This is a genomic window from Allosphingosinicella sp. (genome assembly GCF_036403745.1).
GTDB lineage: Bacteria > Pseudomonadota > Alphaproteobacteria > Sphingomonadales > Sphingomonadaceae > Allosphingosinicella.
This window is the reverse complement of sequence record NZ_DASWQI010000013.1, coordinates 1-18,065: the sequence shown is the minus strand read 5'-3', so window position 1 is coordinate 18,065 and position 18,065 is coordinate 1. Positions and strand designations below refer to the sequence as shown.

The window sequence follows — 18,065 nt, the reverse complement described above, 5'->3', positions numbered from 1 at the left end:
TCGTCGGGCACCGTCGCCGCGAGCTCGTCATACCAATGATCGCGGCCGTCGCGCATCTCGATCGGATTGCCGAGATGGCGGACGACGATCACCCCGGTGACCTCCGCGCCCTTGTCCAGCGCCGCATCGACATTGGCCTTCAGCGGGATCAGCTTGCCGCCGCGCGTGCCGCCGTCCGCGGTGACGACGAAGCGGCTCGCGCAATCCTCGATGCGGCCGTGCAGGGCCTCGGGCGAAAAGCCGCCGAAGACGACGCTGTGAACCGCGCCGATCCGGGCGCAGGCGAGCATCGCCACCGCGGCCTCGGGGATCATCGGCATGTAGAGCGTGACGCGGTCGCCCTTGCGCGCGCCGAGCGACTTCAGCGCGTTCGCCATCGCGACGACCTCGCGGTAGAGCGCGCCGTAGCTGATTGTCCGCCCCTGCCCCGGCTCGTCGCCTTCGAAGATGAGCGCCGGCTGGTCGGCCCGCTCCGCGAGATGTCGGTCGACGCAATTGTGGCAGAGGTTGAGGATCCCGTCCTCGAACCATTTGATCTCGACCGGGTCGAACCCGGCGTTGGAAATCCGCGTGGGCGCCCGGAACCAGTCGATGCGCTCCGCCTGCTCGGCCCAGAAGCCGTCCGGATCGGAGAGGGAGCGCGCGTACATCGCCTCGTAATCGGCGAGGCTCGCATGCGCGCTGGCGACCAGCGCTTCGGGGGGCAGGACACGATCGGCCATTGTCGCTCTCCGGCGTATCTGTTTGGCACATCCTTAGGCGACCGGCGCGCGGCTGAGAAAGGCCGAATTCGACTCGTCGCCCCAGCGGAGGCTGGGGCCCCAGCGGGTGAAAGGCACAGCGTTCTTCACCCCTTGGGGTCCCAGCCTTCGCTGGGACGACGTGAAGCCGCCGCCCTAATCCAGATCATCTTCTTCATCCGGAACTGTGGCCTGTTTCCGAGGGTTTAGCCAGATCATGTCGCTCCCGAACCGGTCTTCGTCTGCGCCGGCTCCAGTGGGGGTTTCCAATCGCGATACCGAACGGGGGAAGTAATGTTCTTCGGCACGAAGACCGACGCCGGAACCACGATGCTCACCGCCGAGATGGCGGTGAAGGAGGTCGGCGTCTATCGCGGCCCGCACCTCTACAGCCACACGCCGATGATCCGCATCCAGCTCGATCTCGGGCGGATGGAGCAATTCCCGACCAACGCCATCCCCGAATTCGCCGATCGCCTGCTCGCGGTCGTGCCGGGCGTCGGCCGCCACAAATGCTCGCTGAAGGTCGCCGGCGGCTTCGAGAAGAGGCTGCGCGAGGGGACGTGGATGGGCCATGTCGCCGAGCATGTCGCGCTGGAGCTCCAGACGCTCGCAGGTTCACGCGCCGTCCGCGGCAAGACCCGCAGCGTCCAGGGCAGGCCCGGCGTCTACAACATCATGTTCGCCTACAACGAGGAGAAGGTCGGGCTGATGGCCGGGCGGCTGGCGCTAGAGCTGGTCAATTCGCTGCTCCCCGACGAGCTCGCCGGCATCTCCGGCCTCGACCGCGTCTATCCGCTGAAGGGGGAATTCCATTTCGGCAGGAGCATGGAGGCGCTGAAGCGGATGGTCCGCCGCACCGCGCTCGGCCCGACCACCAGGGCGCTGGTCGACGAGGCGATCCGCCGCGACATACCGGTCATGCGGCTCGACGAAAGGAGCCTGCTCCAGCTTGGCCACGGCAAGTATCAGCAGAAAATTCGCGCCTCGATCACCGGCCAGACGGCGCTCGTCGCCGCGGACACGGCGGGCGACAAGAACCTCACCAAGAAGCTCCTCGACGAGGCCGGCGTGCCGGTGCCGCGCGGAGTCGTGGTCCGCGACGAGGAGGAGGCGGTGCGCGAGGCGCGGCGGCTGCGCTATCCGCTCGTGGTGAAGCCCCTGGACGGCAATCACGGCCGCGGCGTCACCATCGGCGTCACCGGCGACGACCAGCTCCGCTTCGGCTTTGCGGAGGCGAAGGCGCAATCGAAGGGCGGCTCGGTCATCGTCGAGCAGTTCTTCCCGGGCAACGACCACCGCATCCTTGTGGTCGCCGGCAAGATGGTGGCGGTCGCCGAGCGGGTCCCCGCGCGGGTCGTCGGCGACGGCGTCTCGACCATCCGCCAGCTGGTCGACGAGGTGAACCGCGATCCGCGCCGCGGCGAGGGCCATGAGAACGTCATGACCCGGATCAAGATCGACGCGATGGTCGAGGAATATATCGCCCGCGCCGGGCTCACCCCCGACAGCATCCCCGCGCCGGAGCAGATCGTGCCGCTGCGGGCCACCGCCAACCTTTCGACGGGCGGCACCGCCGTCGACCGCACCAACGAGATCCACCCCGACAATGCGGAGATCGCCCGGCGGGCGGCGCTGATCGTCGGGCTCGATGTCGCGGGCGTCGACTTCGTCTGCCCCGACATCAGCCGCTCGATCCGCGAGACCGGCGGCGGCGTCATCGAGGTCAACGCCGCGCCCGGCCTGCGCATGCACATCGAACCGTCGGAAGGCGCGCCGCGCGATGTCGCCCGGCCAATCATCGAGATGCTGTTCCCGCGCGGCCGCCGCAGCCGGGTGCCGCTGCTCGCCATCACCGGCACCAACGGCAAATCCACCGTCGGCCGCATGACCCAGCACATCCTGCGCTACACCGGCTGCACCGTCGGCCTCACCTCGACCACCGGCGTCTACATCAACGACATCCTCACTCATGAGGGCGACGCCACCGGGCCCCGCAGCGCCCGCATGGTGCTGCGCGACCCGACGGTCGAGGTGGCGGTGCTGGAGACGGCGCGCGGCGGGCTGCTGCGCGAGGGCCTCGGCTACAAGGAGGCGGACATCGCCGCCTGCCTCAACGTCACCGCCGACCATCTCGGCCTCAAGGGCATCCACACGGTCGAGCAGCTCGCCGACGTCAAGTCGGTGGTGGTCGAGGCGGTCCGCCGCGACGGCTATTCGATCCTCAACGCCGACGATCCCCTGTGCGTGCGGATGGCGCGGCGGGCCGGCGGCCGGATCATCTGGTTCACCCTGTGCGGCGGCGCCGAGACTCCGCCGCTGGTGCGCGAGCATCTCGACCATGGCGGCATGGCCGTGGTGCGCGAGCCCGGCGAGGAGGGCGGCACCCTCGCTTTGTACGACGACGGCCGGCGCGAGTTCATCATGAAGGCGAGCGACATCCCCGCCACCCTCCACGGCATGGCCGAGTTCAACGTCGCCAACGCGCTGGCGGCGATCGCCATGGGTCTGGCGCACGGCGTGCCGATCCTCACCATCCGCTCGGCGATGACCCAGTTCCGCTCGACCTTCGAGCAGAATCCCGGCCGCCTCAACGTCCACGACGCCCATGGCTTCCGCGTCATCGTCGATTATGCCCACAATGCGGCGGGGCTGGAGGCATTGGGCAAGGTCGTGCGCGGCCTCTCGCACCGCTACAAACGGACCATCGGGACCGTCTCGATGGCCGGAGACCGGCGCGACGAGGACATTCGCGAACTCGGGCGCATCGCGGCGGGCATGTTCGACGAGCTCATCTTCCGCGAGGATCCCGCCACCCGCGGCCGCCCGCGCGGCGAGGTGATGGGGCTGCTGCGGGAAGGCGCCGTCGAGGCGGGGCGGTCGGACGACCACATCCACCTCGTCGCCGGCGAAGGCGCCTCGACCGCGGCGGGCCTCGCCATGGCGCGGCCCGGCGATCTCCTCGTGGTGACCCCGACCGACGTTCGCGCGGCCTGGGCTCAGGTCAACGAGTTCAAGCCGGCGCTGATGCGCACGGCCACCCGCGCACCCCTCGTACCGGCGGAGTAAGTCGATGTTTTTTTCCGAGGAGGGGGCCCGCTGGGCCCTGATCGTCCATGGCGGCGCCAAGGAGATGGAGCCGGACGAACGGGCCGACAATCGCAGCGGCGTGATCGAGGCCGCCGAGGCCGGCCGCGCGGTGCTGGAGAAAGGGGGCAGCGCCATCGACGCAGTCGTCGCGGCGATCGAGGTGCTGGAGCGGCTGCCGGTGTTCAACGCCGGCCGGGGCTCGGCGCTCAACGAGGCGGGCGACATCGAGATGTGCTCCGGCGTGATGGACGGGCGCGACCTCTCCGTCGGCGCAGTGGGGGCGATCAAGCATGTCCGCCACCCGGTGGCGGTGGCGCGCGACGTGTTGCCGGAAAAGGAAGTGCTGCTGGTCGGCGAAGGCGCGCTCCGCTTCGCGCTCGCCAAGGGGCATGACGAGGTGCCGACCGAGGCGCTGATCACCGAGACGCGCCGCGAGGCGCTGAAGGAGATGCACGACACGGTCGGCGCGGTGGCGATGGATACTGGCGGCAACATCGCCGCTGGCACCTCCACCGGCGGCCTTACCGGCGCCAAGGTCGGCCGCGTCGGGGACAGCCCGATGCCCGGCGCCGGCCTCTATGCCGACAACCATGTCGGCGGCGTCGCCTTCTCCGGCGACGGCGAGACCATCACCCGCCTCGCGCTGGCCGCGCAGGTGATGGCGAGCATCGGCAAGGACGGGCCGGAGGACGCGATCCGCAAGGCCGTCGACCAGCTCCCCGGCACCGGCGGCGCCGAAGCGGACGGCGGCGCCATCGCGATCCGCAAGGACGGCACGATCGGCTGGACCCACAACAGCCCGGACTTCGCCGTCGCCTATCTGACCTCAGACATGGAGGCGCCCAGGGCCTTCCTCAGCAAGGACGAAGAGAAGAGTGGCTGACCGCGACGGGCCGAAGGGCTGCCTCATCATCATCGGCGGGCATGAGGACCGCGACCCCAGTGGCGAGCGCGCGATCCTGCGCGAGGTGGCGCGGCACGTGCGCGGCGGCAAGCTCGTCCTCGCCACCGTCGCGAGCCACCAGCCGGAAGGCTATTTCGACGAATATCAAAAGGCGTTCGCCGATCTGGACGTCGGCGAGCTGGTCGAGCTCTATGTCGAGGAGCGCTCAGAAGCCCACGACCGCGAGAAGCTGTCGGTGCTCGACGACGCGGCGGGCGTGTTCTTCTCCGGCGGCGATCAGCTGCGCATCACCAGCCAGATCGGCGACACCGGCATCGAGGCGAAAGTCCGGCGGCTCTACGAGCGCGGCGGCGTCGTCGCCGGGACCTCGGCAGGCGCCTCGGCAATGAGCGAGACGATGCTGATCAAGGGCACGAGCCGCGAGACTCACCGCATCGGCGACCTCCACATGGCGCCCGGCATGGGCTTGGTCCGCGACGTCATCATCGACCAGCATTTCGCCGAGCGCGGCCGCTTCGGCCGGCTGATCGGCGCGGTGGCGCACAATCCCCGCGTGCTCGGCATGGGCATCGACGAGGACACCGCCGCCGTCATGGAAGGCGACACGTTCCGCGTCATCGGCAGCGGCGCCGTCTATGTGGTGGACGGGGCGGACGTCACCTATTGCAACGTCGCCGAGGCGCGGGCGGAATGCGCGCTCTCGATGCACGACGTGCGGGTCCACGTCCTCTCCAGCGGCGACTGCTTCGACGTGAAGACCCGCAAGCCGAGCCGGGCGAGGAGCTGAGGAGCCTTCCCGTCTCCGGCTGGTTGAGCGGCGCATGTGGACAGAGCAGACCATCCCGCTTGGCGACGAGCGAAGCCTTCATGTGCGGCAGGCGGGCGGCGGGCGCGACATCGTCTTCATCCACGGAGCACTGGCGACGGGGCATGACTGGACGGCGCCCGCGGAGCCGATGGCGCGGAGCCACCGCGTCATCATCGTCGACCGGCCCGGCCACGGGCTCAGCCGCCGGCCGCGGCTGGAGGGAACGCCCCGCGACCAGGCGCGCGACATCCTGGCGGCGTTGGAGCGCCTCGGCGTCGAGCGGCCGCTCGTCGTCGCCCACAGCTATGGCGGGGTGGTGGCGCTGGCGATGGCGGAGGCCGCTTCCAACGGACTGGCCGGCTTGATCCTCTTCGCCCCCCTTGCTTTTCCGGAGCTGCGGCTGGTCGAGCACAGCATTCTCGCCCAGCGCGCGATCCCCGTGGTGGGCCCGCTGCTCTCGGCAGTCGCGGAGGCAAGCCGCTTCGACCGGGCCATGGTCGAAATGGTCCACAAGGTCATGTTCGCCCCGGCCAAGGTGCCGGCGGGGTGGAAGGCGACCTATCCATGGCACGCGGTCCTCGACGCCGCGGCGATGGTGGCGGAGGGGGAGGAAGCGGCGACGATGCTGCCCTTCTCGCCCGCGGGGACCATCGACCTGTCCCGGGTGCGGCTCCCGGTGCACGTGATTACCGGCACCGCCGATCGCGTGGTTGAGGACGAAGGGCAGGGAAAGGCGCTCGCAAGGCTCTTGCCGCAGGCCCGGCTGGTGGAGATAGAGGGCGCCGGCCACATGCTTCACCACACCCACCCCCAAGCCCTGCGCGATGCGATACGGGATCTGACGGCCGCCCCCGCGGCCGCATGACCGGCGCCGATTTCCTCGTCCTTGGCGGCGGCATCGCCGGCCTCTCGGCGGCGGCGCGTCTGGCGCGCTACGGTAAGGTGGTCGTGCTCGAGGCAGAGGAGGCGCTCGGCTATCACAGCTCGGGCCGCAGCGTGTCGTTCAGCCATTTCGGCATCGGCAATGGGGCGGTGCGCGGGATGACGGCGTGGAGCCGGCCCTTCTTCGAGCATCCGCCGGAGGGGTTCGGCGACAGTCCAATCGCGCGTCCGATGGCGACGATCTACATGGCCGGCGAGGCGCAACTGGCCGCGCTCGATGCGCTGGCGGCGGACATGGCGACCTACACCGACGCGGTCGAGCGGATCGGCGTGGAGCGGCTTCTCGCGCTCTGCCCGGTGGTCCGCACAGGCGGCGACCATGCCGTTGCCGGGCTCTACGACCCGACCGGGCTCAAGCTGGAGGCGGCGGCTTTGCTGCAGGGCTTCGCACGCCTCGTCCGTGCCGCGGGAAGTCAGGTCCTCAACGGTCGCCGCGCCGCCTCGATCACGCGCCGGGGCGATGCCTGGGAGGTGACCACCGAAGGCGGCGAGATGTTCTCCGCCCCCATCCTCGTCAACGCCGCCGGCGCGTGGGCGGACAGGGTGGCCGCCATGGCCGGCGTGGCGCCGATCGGGCTGCAGCCGAAGCGGCGGACCATCATCGTCGTCGATCCGCCGGCGGGGATGGAGATCGCCTCCTGGCCGTTCGTGCACAGCGTCGGCGGCGATTTCTACATGCTGCCGGAGGCGGGGCAGATCCTCGTCTCGCCGGTCGACGAGGTGGACGACGAGCCCTCCGACGCCGCACCGGAGGAGTACGACACCGCCCTCACCGCCTACCAGCTCGAGCAGTACACCACGCTGACCGTCACCCGCATCGCCCACCGCTGGGCCGGCCTGCGCTCCTTCGTCGCCGACCGCACGCCGACGGCGGGCTTCGATGCCGATGCGCCCGGCTTCTTCTGGCTGGCGGGCCAGGGCGGCTACGGCCTGCAGACCGCGCCCGCCATGGCCGCCATCGTCGAGGCGCTCGCCACCGGCGGCGGGTGGCCGGACGGTTTGGAGGCGCTCGGAGTGAGGCCTGAGCAGATTACGCCCGAACGCCTTCGCAGCGGCTCGTCGCAAGCGGCTGCAACCTAGTTGTTACAGGCTTCGTTTCGCGGCTAGTAACGAGGGGATGCGCGTGGATCAGTCCGCCCAGTGGCAGCAAATGCCTGGCGATTATTCGGGCCCCTCCGGCCCCGGCATGCCCCCTCCGCCCGGTGGGCCCGTCCCGCCACAGCGGCCGTGGTGGCGGCGCCGGCTCGCCAACGTCAGGCTGCGCCACGTCCTCCTCGCGGTGCTCGCGGTGTTCATGCTGATCATCGCGTGGCTGGCGATCACCGCGCCGCTCTCCAAATCGCTGCAGCCGATCGCGGCGCCGAGCCTCACCCTGGTCTCGGTCGAGGGCGACCCGATCGCGCGGCGCGGGGCCGACATCCGCGAGCCGGTGCAGGTCGCCAAGCTTCCGAAATACGTCCCCGCCGCCTTCGTCTCGATCGAGGATCGCGGCTTTTACAGTCATTGGGGGATCAGCATCCGCGGCATCGGCCGGGCTTTGTGGCGCAACGTGCGCGGCGGCGGCGTGCGCGAGGGCGGCAGCACGATCACGCAGCAGCTCGCCAAAACCAGCTTCCTCTCGCCGCAGCGCACCGTCGGCCGCAAGCTGCAGGAAGTGCTGATCTCCTTCTGGCTCGAGGCGTGGCTGACCAAGCAGCAGATCCTCGAACGCTATCTTTCCAACGTCTATTTCGGCGACAACGTCTATGGCCTGCGCGCCGCGGCCGAGCATTATTTCTCGGTGCCGCCGGAGAAGCTTAGCGTGGCGCAAGCGGCGATGCTGGCGGGCATGGTCAAGGCGCCGACCCGGCTCGCGCCGACCAACCACCTCCGCCTCGCAAGGGCGCGGGCCGCCGTCGTGATCGGCACGATGGTCCGCGACCATGTCATCACCGCCGCGCAGGCCAAGGCGATGAAGCCGGCCAGCGTCAACGTCGAGGATGACGACGAGGAGGTGCCCACCGGCACCTATTTTGCGGACTGGGTGCTGCCCTCGGCCCGCTCGCAGGACGAGAGCGAGGCCTATGGCGCCCGCGAGGTCCAGACGACGCTGGAGAGCAAGCTGCAGAAGCTCGCGCTGCAGACGGTGCGGACGGCGCCCCTCGGCAAGGCGCAGGTGGCGCTGGTGGCGATGCGGCCCGATGGCCGGGTCGTCGCGATGATCGGCGGCAAGGACTATTCGCGCAGCCCCTTCAACCGCGCCACCCAGGCCCGCCGCCAGCCCGGCTCGACCTTCAAGCTGTTCGTCTACCTCGCCGCGATGCGCGCCGGCATGCATCCCGACGACACGATCGAGGATGCCCCGCTCAAGATCGGCAAGTGGCAGCCCAAGAATTACGGCGACCACTACCAGGGCAGCCTGACGCTGCGCGACGCCTTTGCCTTTTCGAGCAACGTCGCCGCCGTGCGCCTGTCCGAGAAGGTCGGCCGCGCCAACGTCATCCGCGCCGCGCGCGATTTGGGGGTCACCAGCCCCTTGAACGACAATCCCAGCCTGCCGCTCGGCACGTCGGGCGTCACCTTGCTCGAGATGACGCAGGCCTATGCGGCGGTGGCGGCCGGCTCCTACCCGGTGCGCGCCCACGGGCTCGACGATCCGGACAAGCCGTGGTGGCAGCGCATGTGGCACAATTATGCCGGCACCACCTCCGACGGCGCCTTCGGCGAGATGAAGGACCTGCTCTCTGCCGTCGTGCAGAAGGGCACCGGCCGCGCCGCAGCGCTGCAGACGCCGGTGTTCGGCAAGACCGGCACCAGCCAGGATTATCGCGACGCCCTGTTCATCGGCTTCACCCAGGATCTGGTGGTCGGCATCTGGGTCGGCAACGACGACAACAGTCCGCTCGGCAAGGTGGCGGGCGGCGGGCTGCCGGCGCAGATCTTCCGCACCTTCGTCTCCGGCGCGACCGGCGCCGCGCCCGCCAACGTGCCGCCGCCGGCGGTGGAGGAAGCGCCGCCGATCGACGAGGGCGACGCCAATTTCGCCATCCCGATCGGCGATTCTGGCTACGATGCCGGCGTGCGGGTCAACGGCGACGGGGTCCGCGTGGACGTCCAGCCCTCGCCGGACGGCGACCGTCCCGACCGCGGCCCGCCGGGCGACCGGCGCGAGCCGCCGCTGGTCAACGTCCCGCCGCCGCCGCAGGGCGGTCGCGACCGGCCGCCGCCGCCCGACGACGACGAGCCGCAGGAATGAAAAAGGCCCGCTCCCCCGGCCGGGGAGCGGGCCTTTTCGTTGGACGAGGCTGAGGGTCAGGCGGCGGCGCGGGCGCGGCGGCGGTCCCAGAGCTTCTTGGCCGCCCAGCCGCCGGCGAGGACGAGCGCCAGGCCCGGCGTCACGCGCTTCGCGACCGCGGGGGCGACCATGCCGATGACGGTACCCCTCCCCTTGTGGTCGTCACCCGCCATCTTGCGGCCGGCGACGGCGCCGAGAATCTTGCCGATCATGCTCTATCTCCGTGAAAAGGTTCGGGAGCAGAGCGCGGGATCGGCGCCGATGTTCCACCCGCTCAGTCGAGGAACAGTTCGGCGGCGGCCTCGACGATGGCGTTCACGTCGAGGCGGTATTCGCGGTAGAGGTCGCCGAGGGTGCCGGTCTGGCCGAAGCGCTCGACGCCGAGAGGGCTGATGCGGTGGCCGCGGACGCCGCCGAGCCAGGAGAGCGAGGCGGGGGCGCCGTCGAGGAGGGTGACAAGCCCGGCTGTGGGGGAGAGGGGGGCGAGGAGCGCTTCTGCGTGCGAAGGGCCCCCTCCACCATTCGCCTTTGGCGAACGGTCCCCCTCCCCATCCCGGGGAGGAGCTTTCCAGCGCCAGCGCTGGCTCTCGGACCAGCCGCGGTGGAGGAAGTCGGGGGAGGTGATGGCGAGGAGGCCTAGCCCCGGCACATCATCCTTCAGGGCTTCCCAGGCGACGAGAGCCTCGGGGGCGAGGGCGCCGGAATAGACCAAGGCGGCCTCGGCGCCGGGGGCGGGTTCGCGGAGCCAGTAGCCACCCGCGACGGCGCCTGCTTTCCAACTGTCGTCGGGGCGTTCGACCTGGGCGATCGAGCGGGTGGTGAGGCGCAGGTACACGCTCTCGCCGTCGGGCGCCTGGATGAGGCGGAAGGCTTCCTCCATCAGCAAGGCGAGCTCGTCGACGAATGCGGGTTCGTAATGCCTGAGGCCCGGCTGGCCGAGGGCGATGAGCGGCGGGTTGATCGACTGGTGGGCGCCGCCCTCGGGCCCGAGCGTCACGCCCGACGGGGTCGCGACGAGGAGGAAGCGGGCGTCCTGGTAGCAGGCGTAATTGAGGGCATCGAGACCGCGGGCGATGAACGGGTCGTAGACGGTGCCGATCGGGAACAGCCGCGTGCCGAACAGGTCGCCCGCGAGGCCCAGCGCGGCGAGCATCAGGAACAGATTGTTCTCTGCGATGCCGAGCTCGATATGCTGGCCCGCCTGGTGCCCGCCCCATTTCTGGGCGGAGGGGATTTTCGCGGCAGCGAAGACGTCGGCGAGCTCCTGGCGGCGGAACAGGCCGCGCTGGTTCACCCAGGCGCCGAGGTTGGTCGAGACCGTGACGTCCGGCGAGCTGGTGACGATCCGGTCGGCGAGGCCGCCGCCGGCCCGGCTGAGGTCGAGGAGGATGCGGCCGAACGCGGCCTGGGTCGACTGCTCCTCCCCCGTCGGCACCGGCACCGCCGGCACGTCGACCTGGCGCCACGGCCGCTCGCGCTTCGTCCGGGCGATGCGGCTGTTCTCGGCCAGCGCGCGCACCGCCTCCGCCGCATTGCCGCCGAGGCCGGCCCAGGGCGCCCATTCCTCCCCTTCCGCGATGCCCATCTTCTCGCGCAGCGTGGCGATCTGGCCGGGGTTCATCAGCCCGGCATGGTTGTCCTTGTGGCCGGCAAAGGGGAGGCCGTAGCCCTTGATCGTGTAGGCGATGAACAGGGTCGGCACGTCGTCCTGCGCGGAGTCGAACGCTTCGACCAAAGTGGCCATGTCGTGGCCGCCGAGATTGGTCATCAGCGCCGCGAGCGCCTCGTCGTCGCGCGCGTCGAGCACCGGCTTCGTCTCCGGCGCGTCCTTCAGCAGCCGCTCCCGCCAGGCGCCGCCGCCGAGATAAGTGAGGGCCGCGTAATCGGCGTTGCCGCATTCGTCGATCCAGCGCTTGAGCGCCGCGCCGCCTTGTTCGGCGAAGGCCGCCTCCAGCGGCTTGCCGTATTTCAGCGTCACCACCCGCCACCCGCAGCTGGCGAATATCTCGTCGAAGCGGCTGAACATCCGCTCGGCCGTCGTCGCGTCGAGCGACTGACGGTTATAATCGACGATCCACCAGCAATTGCGGATGTCGTGCTTGTACGCCTCGATCAGGCATTCATAGATATTGCCCTCGTCCAGTTCGGCGTCGCCCATCAGCGCCACCATCCGCCCCGCCTCCTCCGGGGGCATCATCGCATGGGCGAGGAGATAATCCTGGACGAGGCTGGCGAAGGCGGTGACGGCGACGCCGAGGCCGACCGAGCCGGTGGAGAAATCGACCGGGATCTTGTCCTTGGTCCGGCTCGGATAGCTCTGCATCCCGCCGAAGCCGCGGAAATTCTCGAGCTGCTCGCGGCTCTGGCTGCCGAGCAGATAGTGGATGGCGTGGAGGACGGGCCCGGCGTGCGGCTTCACCGCCACCTTGTCGTTCGGCCCGAGCGCATGGAAGTAGAGCGCCGCCATGATCGCCGTCATCGACGCGCAGCTCGCCTGATGGCCGCCGACCTTGAGGCCGTCCGGCGAGGGGCGCAGGTGGTTGGCGTTGTGGATCGTCCAAGCGCTGAGCCAGCGCAGCCGCTCTTCGAGAAGGCGGAGCGAGTCGAGATCGGCGGAGGTCTTCTTCAGCATGCGCCGCGCCTTAGCCCCGCGCGACGCAAAGCGACAGTGCGCCTAGCGCCCCGCGCGCAACGCCTCAAACACCGGCAGCACCTCGTGCGTGCGAAGGTCGAACCAGGCGGCATTTTCCCAGTTCGACCCGTGGCCCCAGCGGGTGGTGCAGCGGGTGGAGATCCAGGCGGGTTCCCACCACACCACGCCGGAGCCGCCGCTCGCCGAGACGGTGCGGGTGATGTCGGCGAGGTAGCGGCGCTGGCCCTCGGGCGTGGCGGGGTAGCCGGGGATGAGGCTGTCGGCGCCGAGCAGGTTGGGCGATGTGTCTTCGCCGTCGAGGGTGAAGGGGTAGGCGGTCTCGACCACCACCACGTCCGCTTCGTATTTCGCATGGGCGCGGCGGATCGTTTCGCCGAGTTCGGCCATCGAGCGAGTCGACCATTTCTTGTAATAGCTGATGCCGATGAGATCGTAGCCGCGGACGCCGGCGCGGGTGGCGGCGTCGAACCATGGCTCGACATTTTCCGGCTGGGCGATGTGGAGCATGATGCGGACCCGCTTGCCCGAGGCGCGGGCGGCGTCGCGAACGGCACGGATGCCGGCGTTGAGCAGCAGGGCGTTGCGGCGCCAGTCGATCGTCCTGTCCTTGGTGCCGCCGAGCAAGGCCGGGTTGGTCTCGTTCCCGACCTGGACCAGCTCCGGCATCAGCGCCTTGGCGTCGAGCGCGGCGAGGGTGCGGCGTGTGTAGGCGTAGAGCGCCCGCGCCTGGGCAGCTGTGCCCAGCCCGGCCCAGGCGGCCGGCGCCTTCTGCGTGTCGCCGTCGGCCCAATCGTCCGAATAATGGAAATCGAGCAGCACCTGCATGTGCTGCGCGCGGGCGCGGCGGATGGTCTTCTCGACATCCGGGATGTTGGAGTAGCGGGTCCAGGTCGCGCGGTTCCAGACGCGGACTCGAACGAGGTTGCCGCCGGCTCCCGCCAGCAGCGCGAACGGATCGGCGGGCTTGCCATGCATGCGGTAGACCGCGCCGCAATCCTCCATCTCGTTGACGTAGGAGAGATCGGCGCCGCGGTAGAAGGGGTGGGCGCCGGCGAGAGCGAGGGCGGCGAGGAGCAGCATCGGCCGCTTATAGCCCGGCCCGGCTGCCTGCGGAACGGCCGGACGCGAGGGGCATACCGTAGAACTACCTAACCGGGTCTAACCCGCTGTTCACCAATATTTATTAGCTCTGCGGGGGACGGAGCGAGACGTGATCGACAAAGCGGCAGAGCTGCAGAGAAAGGCGCGGGGGCGGCGGTATGTCGGCTTCGGCGCGATGGCCGCGATCGGCATCCTCTTCGCGGCCATCGTCGCCAACGCCTTTAGCGCCGCCGCCGAGCAGCGGCACGCCGAGCAGTGGCGGGTCCATACGCTCGAAGTGCTGCTGGCGCTCAGCAACGCGGAAACGGCGGTGAACACCGCGCTGCGCGGCGCACGGGGGTATCTACTCACCGGCAGCACGACCTTCCTGCGCCCGTACGAGCACGGCCGTTCGGAGAGCCATTCCCATCTCGACCGGTTGCAACGGCTGACCCGCGACAATCCCGCCCAGCAGCGCACCTTGCAGAAGGCCGGGATGCGGCTCGACGCCTATCTGGAGACGGTGGCCGCCGAGGTGACGCTGGAGCGGACCGGGCGCCATGCGGAGAGTGCGCGGATGGTCGCCAGCGGTGCCGACCGCGAGCGGATCGAAGGCGTGCTGGCGGCGATCGGCGACGCGAAGGCACAGGAGCTTCGCCTCCTCGACGAGCGCAGCGTCGCGACCGAGGCCGCGGCGCTGCGCACCGAGCGGTTCAACTGGTTCATGGCGGCGGTCGGCGCGGCGATGATGGCGCTGCTTGGGGCCGCGCTTGTCGGCGCCGCCAGCGCCCACCGCCGCACGCTGGCGCTGACCGCGGCGCTGCAGCGGCGCGCCACGACCGACGCGCTGACCGGCCTTGCCAACCGCCGCCACCTGGTGGCGGCGATCGACACCGAAGTGCGGCGCGCCCGCCGCACCGGCCGCGCCCTCAGCCTCGCCATTCTCGACATCGATCATTTCAAGCGGATCAACGACACCCATGGCCACCCCGGCGGCGACGCGGTGCTGCGCGAGATCGCCGCGGTGCTGCGCGAGACGACCCGCGCCGGCGACCTGCTCGGCCGCATCGGCGGCGAGGAGTTCGCCGTGCTGATGCCCGAGACCGACACCACCCAGGCCGAGCGGGCGTGCGAGCGGCTGCGGGCCGCGGTGGCCGGGCGAACGGTCTCGCTCGGCGGCACCGTGGCGACGCGGGTGACGGTGAGCACCGGCGTGGCGTTGCTCAGCGCAAGCGAGGCGGGCGACCAGCTCATGTGCCGCGCGGACAAGGCGCTGTACGAAGCGAAAGCCGGCGGACGGAACCAGGTGCGCCTGGCGGCCTGAGGGCTGGTGGGGTTAGAGGCGTTCAGGGAGAAGGCTGCGCGAACGGGCCCTTCATCCGGCCTTCCGTTGCTCCTGCACATAGCGGCGCAGCGCCTCGTTGATCCGCGTCTGATAACCTCCGCCGGCCGCCCCATCCTTGAACCACTGCACCACGTCGGCGTCGAGCCGGAGCGTGAGTTGCTGCTTCACCGGACGATAGAACTTGCCGCGCTCGGCACCCGACCAGTCGGCAACCTCAGGCGCGTCGGAGAAATCGATGTCCTCATCGGGCATGGCAGCGAGGCGCGCGGCCTCCTCGCGCAGGCGCTCCGGCAATTCTCGGTCAGGATTCTTCTTCATAGGCCTTTCTTTCCCGCGCCGTGGCGCGCCGGGCGCTGACGATCCGCCCTTCCTCTTCCTCGCCTTCGGTCACGGTGTGAACGATGAACAGACATGCCGGCCCGCGCAGGCGAGGGTTCTCCAGCGGTTGCCGTCCTCGTGCGGATCCGGTGCGCTCAGTTGCAGCGGATCGCCAAGGGCTAACTCCGCCAGTTCGAACGACACGCCGTGCTTCCGGCGGTTTGCCGCAGCCTTGCTGGGATCCCAAGTCCACCGCATCTGTAGCTACAGATACGTAACTACGGACCGAACGTCAATCCTGCGGCTCAGCTCGACAGGAGCTTCAGGGGGTTTTCGATGAGCTTCTTCAGGTCCTGCATGAAGTTGGCGGCGTCCCAGCCGTCGACGACGCGGTGGTCGCAGGACAAAGAGAGGTTCATGCGCTTGCGGATTTCGAGCTCGCCGTCAACGACGACCGGCTTCTCCTCGACCTTGTTGACCGCGACGATGGCGACCTCCGGGCGGTTGATGACCGGGGTCGAGGTGACGCCGCCCATCGGCCCGAGGCTCGAGATGGTGAAGGTCGAGCCGGAGAGCTCGTCGCGCCCCGCCTTGCCGGTGCGCGCGCCGTCGGAGAGGCGGAGGACTTCGGCGGCGAGCTCCCACAAGGAGCGGCGGTCGGCGTTGCGGATGACGGGGACCATGAGGCCGTTCGGCGTCTGGGTCGCCATTCCCATGTGGACGGCGCCGTGGCGGGTGATCACCTGCGCGTCGTCGTCGTAAGTGGCGTTGATCTGCGGATAGCTCGCCAGGGTGCGGGCCATCGCCGTCATCAGGAACGGGAGCATGGTGAGCTTGGGGTTCGAGCCCCGGTCCGCGTTCATCATCGCCCGGGTCTGTTCGAGCGCAGAAACGTCATATTCCTCGACGAGGGTGAAATGCGGAATGCGGCGCTTCGCCTCCTGCATGTTCTCGGCGATGCGGCGGCGCAGGCCGACGACCTTCACGGTCTCGTCCTGGCGGGGCGCGCCGCCGGAGCGGGAGACGCCGCCGCCATTGTAGAGGAGATAGGCGTCGAGATCGGCGTGGCGGATTCGCTCGGCGGCGGTCTTCACCTCGCTGAGGTCGATGCCGAGGTCGCGGGCGCGGGCGCGCACGGCGGGGGAGGCCTGGACCTGCGGGCGCGGGTGGCCAGGGGCGGTGGGCGCCTCCACTGGCTCGCCGCGTGCGGCGGGGGCCGCGGGGGCCGGAGCCTGTTCCGGCTCCGCTGCTTCCGCCGTGCTCGGGACCGCGGCGGCGAGTTCGGGGCGCTCTTCCACGAGACCGTCGGTGAAGGCGACCTGGTCGTGGCGTTCGCCGTCGGCCTGGGTTTCGTCGGCGCCGGGGGACGGGTCCTCCGCTGCGGCCGCGGCCGCGCCGGCGGTTTCGAAGACCACCAGCACCGATCCGATCGGGATCTGGTCGCCCGCCTCGCCGGCAATCTCGACGACGCGGCCGGCGACGGGGCTTTCCATCTCGACCGTGGCCTTGTCGGTCATCATGTCGGCGAGCTGCTGGTCCTCGGACACCTCGTCGCCGACCTTGACGTGCCAGGCGACGATCTCGGCTTCGGCAATGCCTTCGCCGATGTCGGGCAGCTTGAATTCGTAGCGCGCCATGGCGGTCTTAGTCCTCCAATGCCTTCTTGATCGCCGTGCCGAGGCGGATCGGGCCGGGGAAATAGGCCCATTCGAGCGAATGCGGGTAAGGCGTGTCGAAGCCGGTCGCCCGCTGCACAGGGGCTTCGAGATGGTAGAAGCAGCGCTCCTGGATGAGCGCGGAAAGCTCGGCGCCGAAGCCGCCGGTGCGGGTCGCCTCGTGGACGACGACGCAGCGGCCGGTCTTCTTCACCGAGGCCTCGATCGTCTCGATGTCGACGGGGACGATGGTGCGAAGGTCGATGACCTCGGCGTCGATGCCGTTGGCCTCGGCCGTGGCGAGGGCGACGTGAACCATGGTGCCGTAGGCGAGCACGGTCAGCGCCTCGCCCTCTCGCACCACCGCCGCCTTGCCGAGCGGGACGGTGTAATGGCCGTCGGGGACCTCCGCCTTGGGGTGCTTCGCCCAAGGCGTCACCGGCCGATCGAAGAAGCCGTCGAACGGGCCGTTATAGATGCGCTTGGGCTCGAAGAAGATCACCGGATCATTATCTTCGATCGCGGAGATGAGCAGGCCCTTGGCATCATAGGGGTTGGACGGGATCACGGTCTTCACGCCCGCCACATGCGCGAAGAGCCCCTCGGGCGACTGGCTGTGCGTCTGGCCGCCGAAGATGCCGCCGCCGTAGGGCGTGCGAATGACCATCGGCATCGCCCACTCGCCGGCGGTGCGGTAGCGCATCTTCGCCACTTCGCTGACGATCTGGTCGTAGCCGGGGTAAATGTAGTCGGCGAACTGGATCTCGATCACAGGCTTGAGGCCGTAGCAGGCCATTCCGACCGCGGCGGAAACGATGCCGCCTTCGCTGATCGGCGCGTCGAACACGCGGGTCTTGCCGAACTCCTTCTGCAGCCCTTCGGTGACCCGGAAGACGCCGCCGAAATAGCCGGCGTCCTCGCCGAACACGACCACGTCCTCGTCGGTCCGCATGGCGACCTTGTGGGCATCGTTCAGCGCCTGGATCATGTTCATCACGGGCATCAGTCGCGGCTCTCGCCCAAGGCTTGCTCGCGCTGCTCGGCCAGGTTCCACGGCACTTCGGCATAGACGTCTTCGAACATCGAACCGATGTCGTCCTTGCCCTGGTCGGGCAGGATTCCGACCTTCTCGGACTCCTTTTGAGCCGCGCGCACCGCCGCGTCGCAGTCGGCGGTCATCGCGGCGTGCCGCTCCTCGTCCCATTCGCCGAGCGCCAGCAGATGCGCCTTCAGCCGCTCGATCGGGTCGCCGAGCG

The 18,065-nt window shown here is 69.7% G+C and carries 15 protein-coding genes and 1 pseudogene; 7 read left to right on the top strand and 9 right to left on the bottom strand.

What is annotated here, in order from left to right:
- A partial coding sequence (locus tag VGC56_RS02105) for an AMP-binding protein (protein ID WP_464122909.1) occupies positions 1-722 on the bottom strand: 722 nt, incomplete at its 3' end.
- Positions 723-1,034: 312 nt separating this feature from the next.
- Here VGC56_RS02105 and cphA point away from each other — a divergent pair.
- The 6 genes from cphA to VGC56_RS02075 are packed head-to-tail and all read left to right on the top strand — an operon-like array spanning position 1,035 to position 9,719.
- Positions 1,035-3,809 carry a cyanophycin synthetase gene (gene cphA / locus VGC56_RS02100; RefSeq protein ID WP_464122908.1) on the top strand — a complete coding sequence of 925 codons (2,775 nt, stop codon included), beginning with the start codon at positions 1,035-1,037 and terminating at the stop codon, positions 3,807-3,809.
- A 4-nt stretch (positions 3,810-3,813) separates the two neighbouring features.
- A complete protein-coding gene (locus VGC56_RS02095; RefSeq protein WP_464122907.1) occupies positions 3,814-4,713 on the top strand; it encodes an isoaspartyl peptidase/L-asparaginase family protein in 900 nt (299 codons plus the stop codon).
- Positions 4,706-5,521, top strand: a complete 816-nt coding sequence (locus VGC56_RS02090) for a cyanophycinase (RefSeq protein WP_464122906.1) — start codon at positions 4,706-4,708, stop codon at positions 5,519-5,521. The genes VGC56_RS02095 and VGC56_RS02090 overlap by 8 nt, the downstream gene beginning before the upstream one ends.
- A gap of 34 nt (positions 5,522-5,555) precedes the next feature.
- On the top strand, positions 5,556-6,407 hold the full coding sequence (locus tag VGC56_RS02085; protein WP_464122905.1) for an alpha/beta fold hydrolase: 852 nt from the start codon (positions 5,556-5,558) through the stop codon (positions 6,405-6,407).
- Positions 6,404-7,564, top strand: a complete 1,161-nt coding sequence (locus VGC56_RS02080) for an NAD(P)/FAD-dependent oxidoreductase (protein ID WP_464122904.1) — start codon at positions 6,404-6,406, stop codon at positions 7,562-7,564. The genes VGC56_RS02085 and VGC56_RS02080 overlap by 4 nt, the downstream gene beginning before the upstream one ends.
- A 37-nt stretch (positions 7,565-7,601) precedes the next feature.
- The gene (locus VGC56_RS02075; RefSeq protein ID WP_464122903.1) at positions 7,602-9,719 is read left to right on the top strand and encodes a transglycosylase domain-containing protein; all 2,118 of its coding nucleotides are present in this window, start codon (positions 7,602-7,604) and stop codon (positions 9,717-9,719) included.
- 56 nt (positions 9,720-9,775) lie between these two features.
- Here VGC56_RS02075 and VGC56_RS02070 read toward each other — a convergent pair whose 3' ends face one another.
- The 3 genes from VGC56_RS02070 to VGC56_RS02060 form a co-directional block, all read right to left on the bottom strand.
- Positions 9,776-9,970, bottom strand: a complete 195-nt coding sequence (locus tag VGC56_RS02070) for a hypothetical protein (RefSeq protein ID WP_464122902.1) — start codon at positions 9,968-9,970, stop codon at positions 9,776-9,778.
- Between the two features lie 62 nt (positions 9,971-10,032).
- Positions 10,033-12,390, bottom strand: a complete 2,358-nt coding sequence (locus tag VGC56_RS02065; protein WP_464122901.1) for a transketolase family protein — start codon at positions 12,388-12,390, stop codon at positions 10,033-10,035.
- Between the two features lie 42 nt (positions 12,391-12,432).
- Complete coding sequence (locus VGC56_RS02060) at positions 12,433-13,491, bottom strand: glycoside hydrolase family 53 protein (RefSeq protein ID WP_464122900.1); 1,059 nt, start codon at positions 13,489-13,491, stop codon at positions 12,433-12,435.
- Between the two features lie 130 nt (positions 13,492-13,621).
- Here VGC56_RS02060 and VGC56_RS02055 point away from each other — a divergent pair, with 130 nt between their 5' ends.
- A complete protein-coding gene (locus VGC56_RS02055) occupies positions 13,622-14,815 on the top strand; it encodes a GGDEF domain-containing protein (RefSeq protein ID WP_464122899.1) in 1,194 nt (397 codons plus the stop codon).
- 51 nt (positions 14,816-14,866) lie between these two features.
- Here VGC56_RS02055 and VGC56_RS02050 read toward each other — a convergent pair whose 3' ends face one another.
- From VGC56_RS02050 to VGC56_RS02030, 5 genes and pseudogenes are all read right to left on the bottom strand, one after another.
- On the bottom strand, positions 14,867-15,154 hold the full coding sequence (locus VGC56_RS02050; protein WP_464122898.1) for a BrnA antitoxin family protein: 288 nt from the start codon (positions 15,152-15,154) through the stop codon (positions 14,867-14,869).
- 69 nt (positions 15,155-15,223) lie between these two features.
- The gene (locus VGC56_RS02045; RefSeq protein ID WP_464122897.1) at positions 15,224-15,358 is read right to left on the bottom strand and encodes a hypothetical protein; all 135 of its coding nucleotides are present in this window, start codon (positions 15,356-15,358) and stop codon (positions 15,224-15,226) included.
- A 101-nt stretch (positions 15,359-15,459) separates the two neighbouring features.
- Positions 15,460-16,791: a dihydrolipoamide acetyltransferase family protein gene (locus VGC56_RS02040; RefSeq protein WP_464122896.1), complete on the bottom strand. Its 1,332-nt coding sequence runs from the start codon at positions 16,789-16,791 to the stop codon at positions 15,460-15,462.
- Positions 16,792-16,798: 7 nt separating this feature from the next.
- On the bottom strand, positions 16,799-17,803 hold the full coding sequence (locus VGC56_RS02035; RefSeq protein ID WP_464122910.1) for an alpha-ketoacid dehydrogenase subunit beta: 1,005 nt from the start codon (positions 17,801-17,803) through the stop codon (positions 16,799-16,801).
- An 8-nt stretch (positions 17,804-17,811) separates the two neighbouring features.
- A pseudogene (locus tag VGC56_RS02030) lies at positions 17,812-18,065 on the bottom strand (3-methyl-2-oxobutanoate dehydrogenase (2-methylpropanoyl-transferring) subunit alpha); the annotation flags it as partial.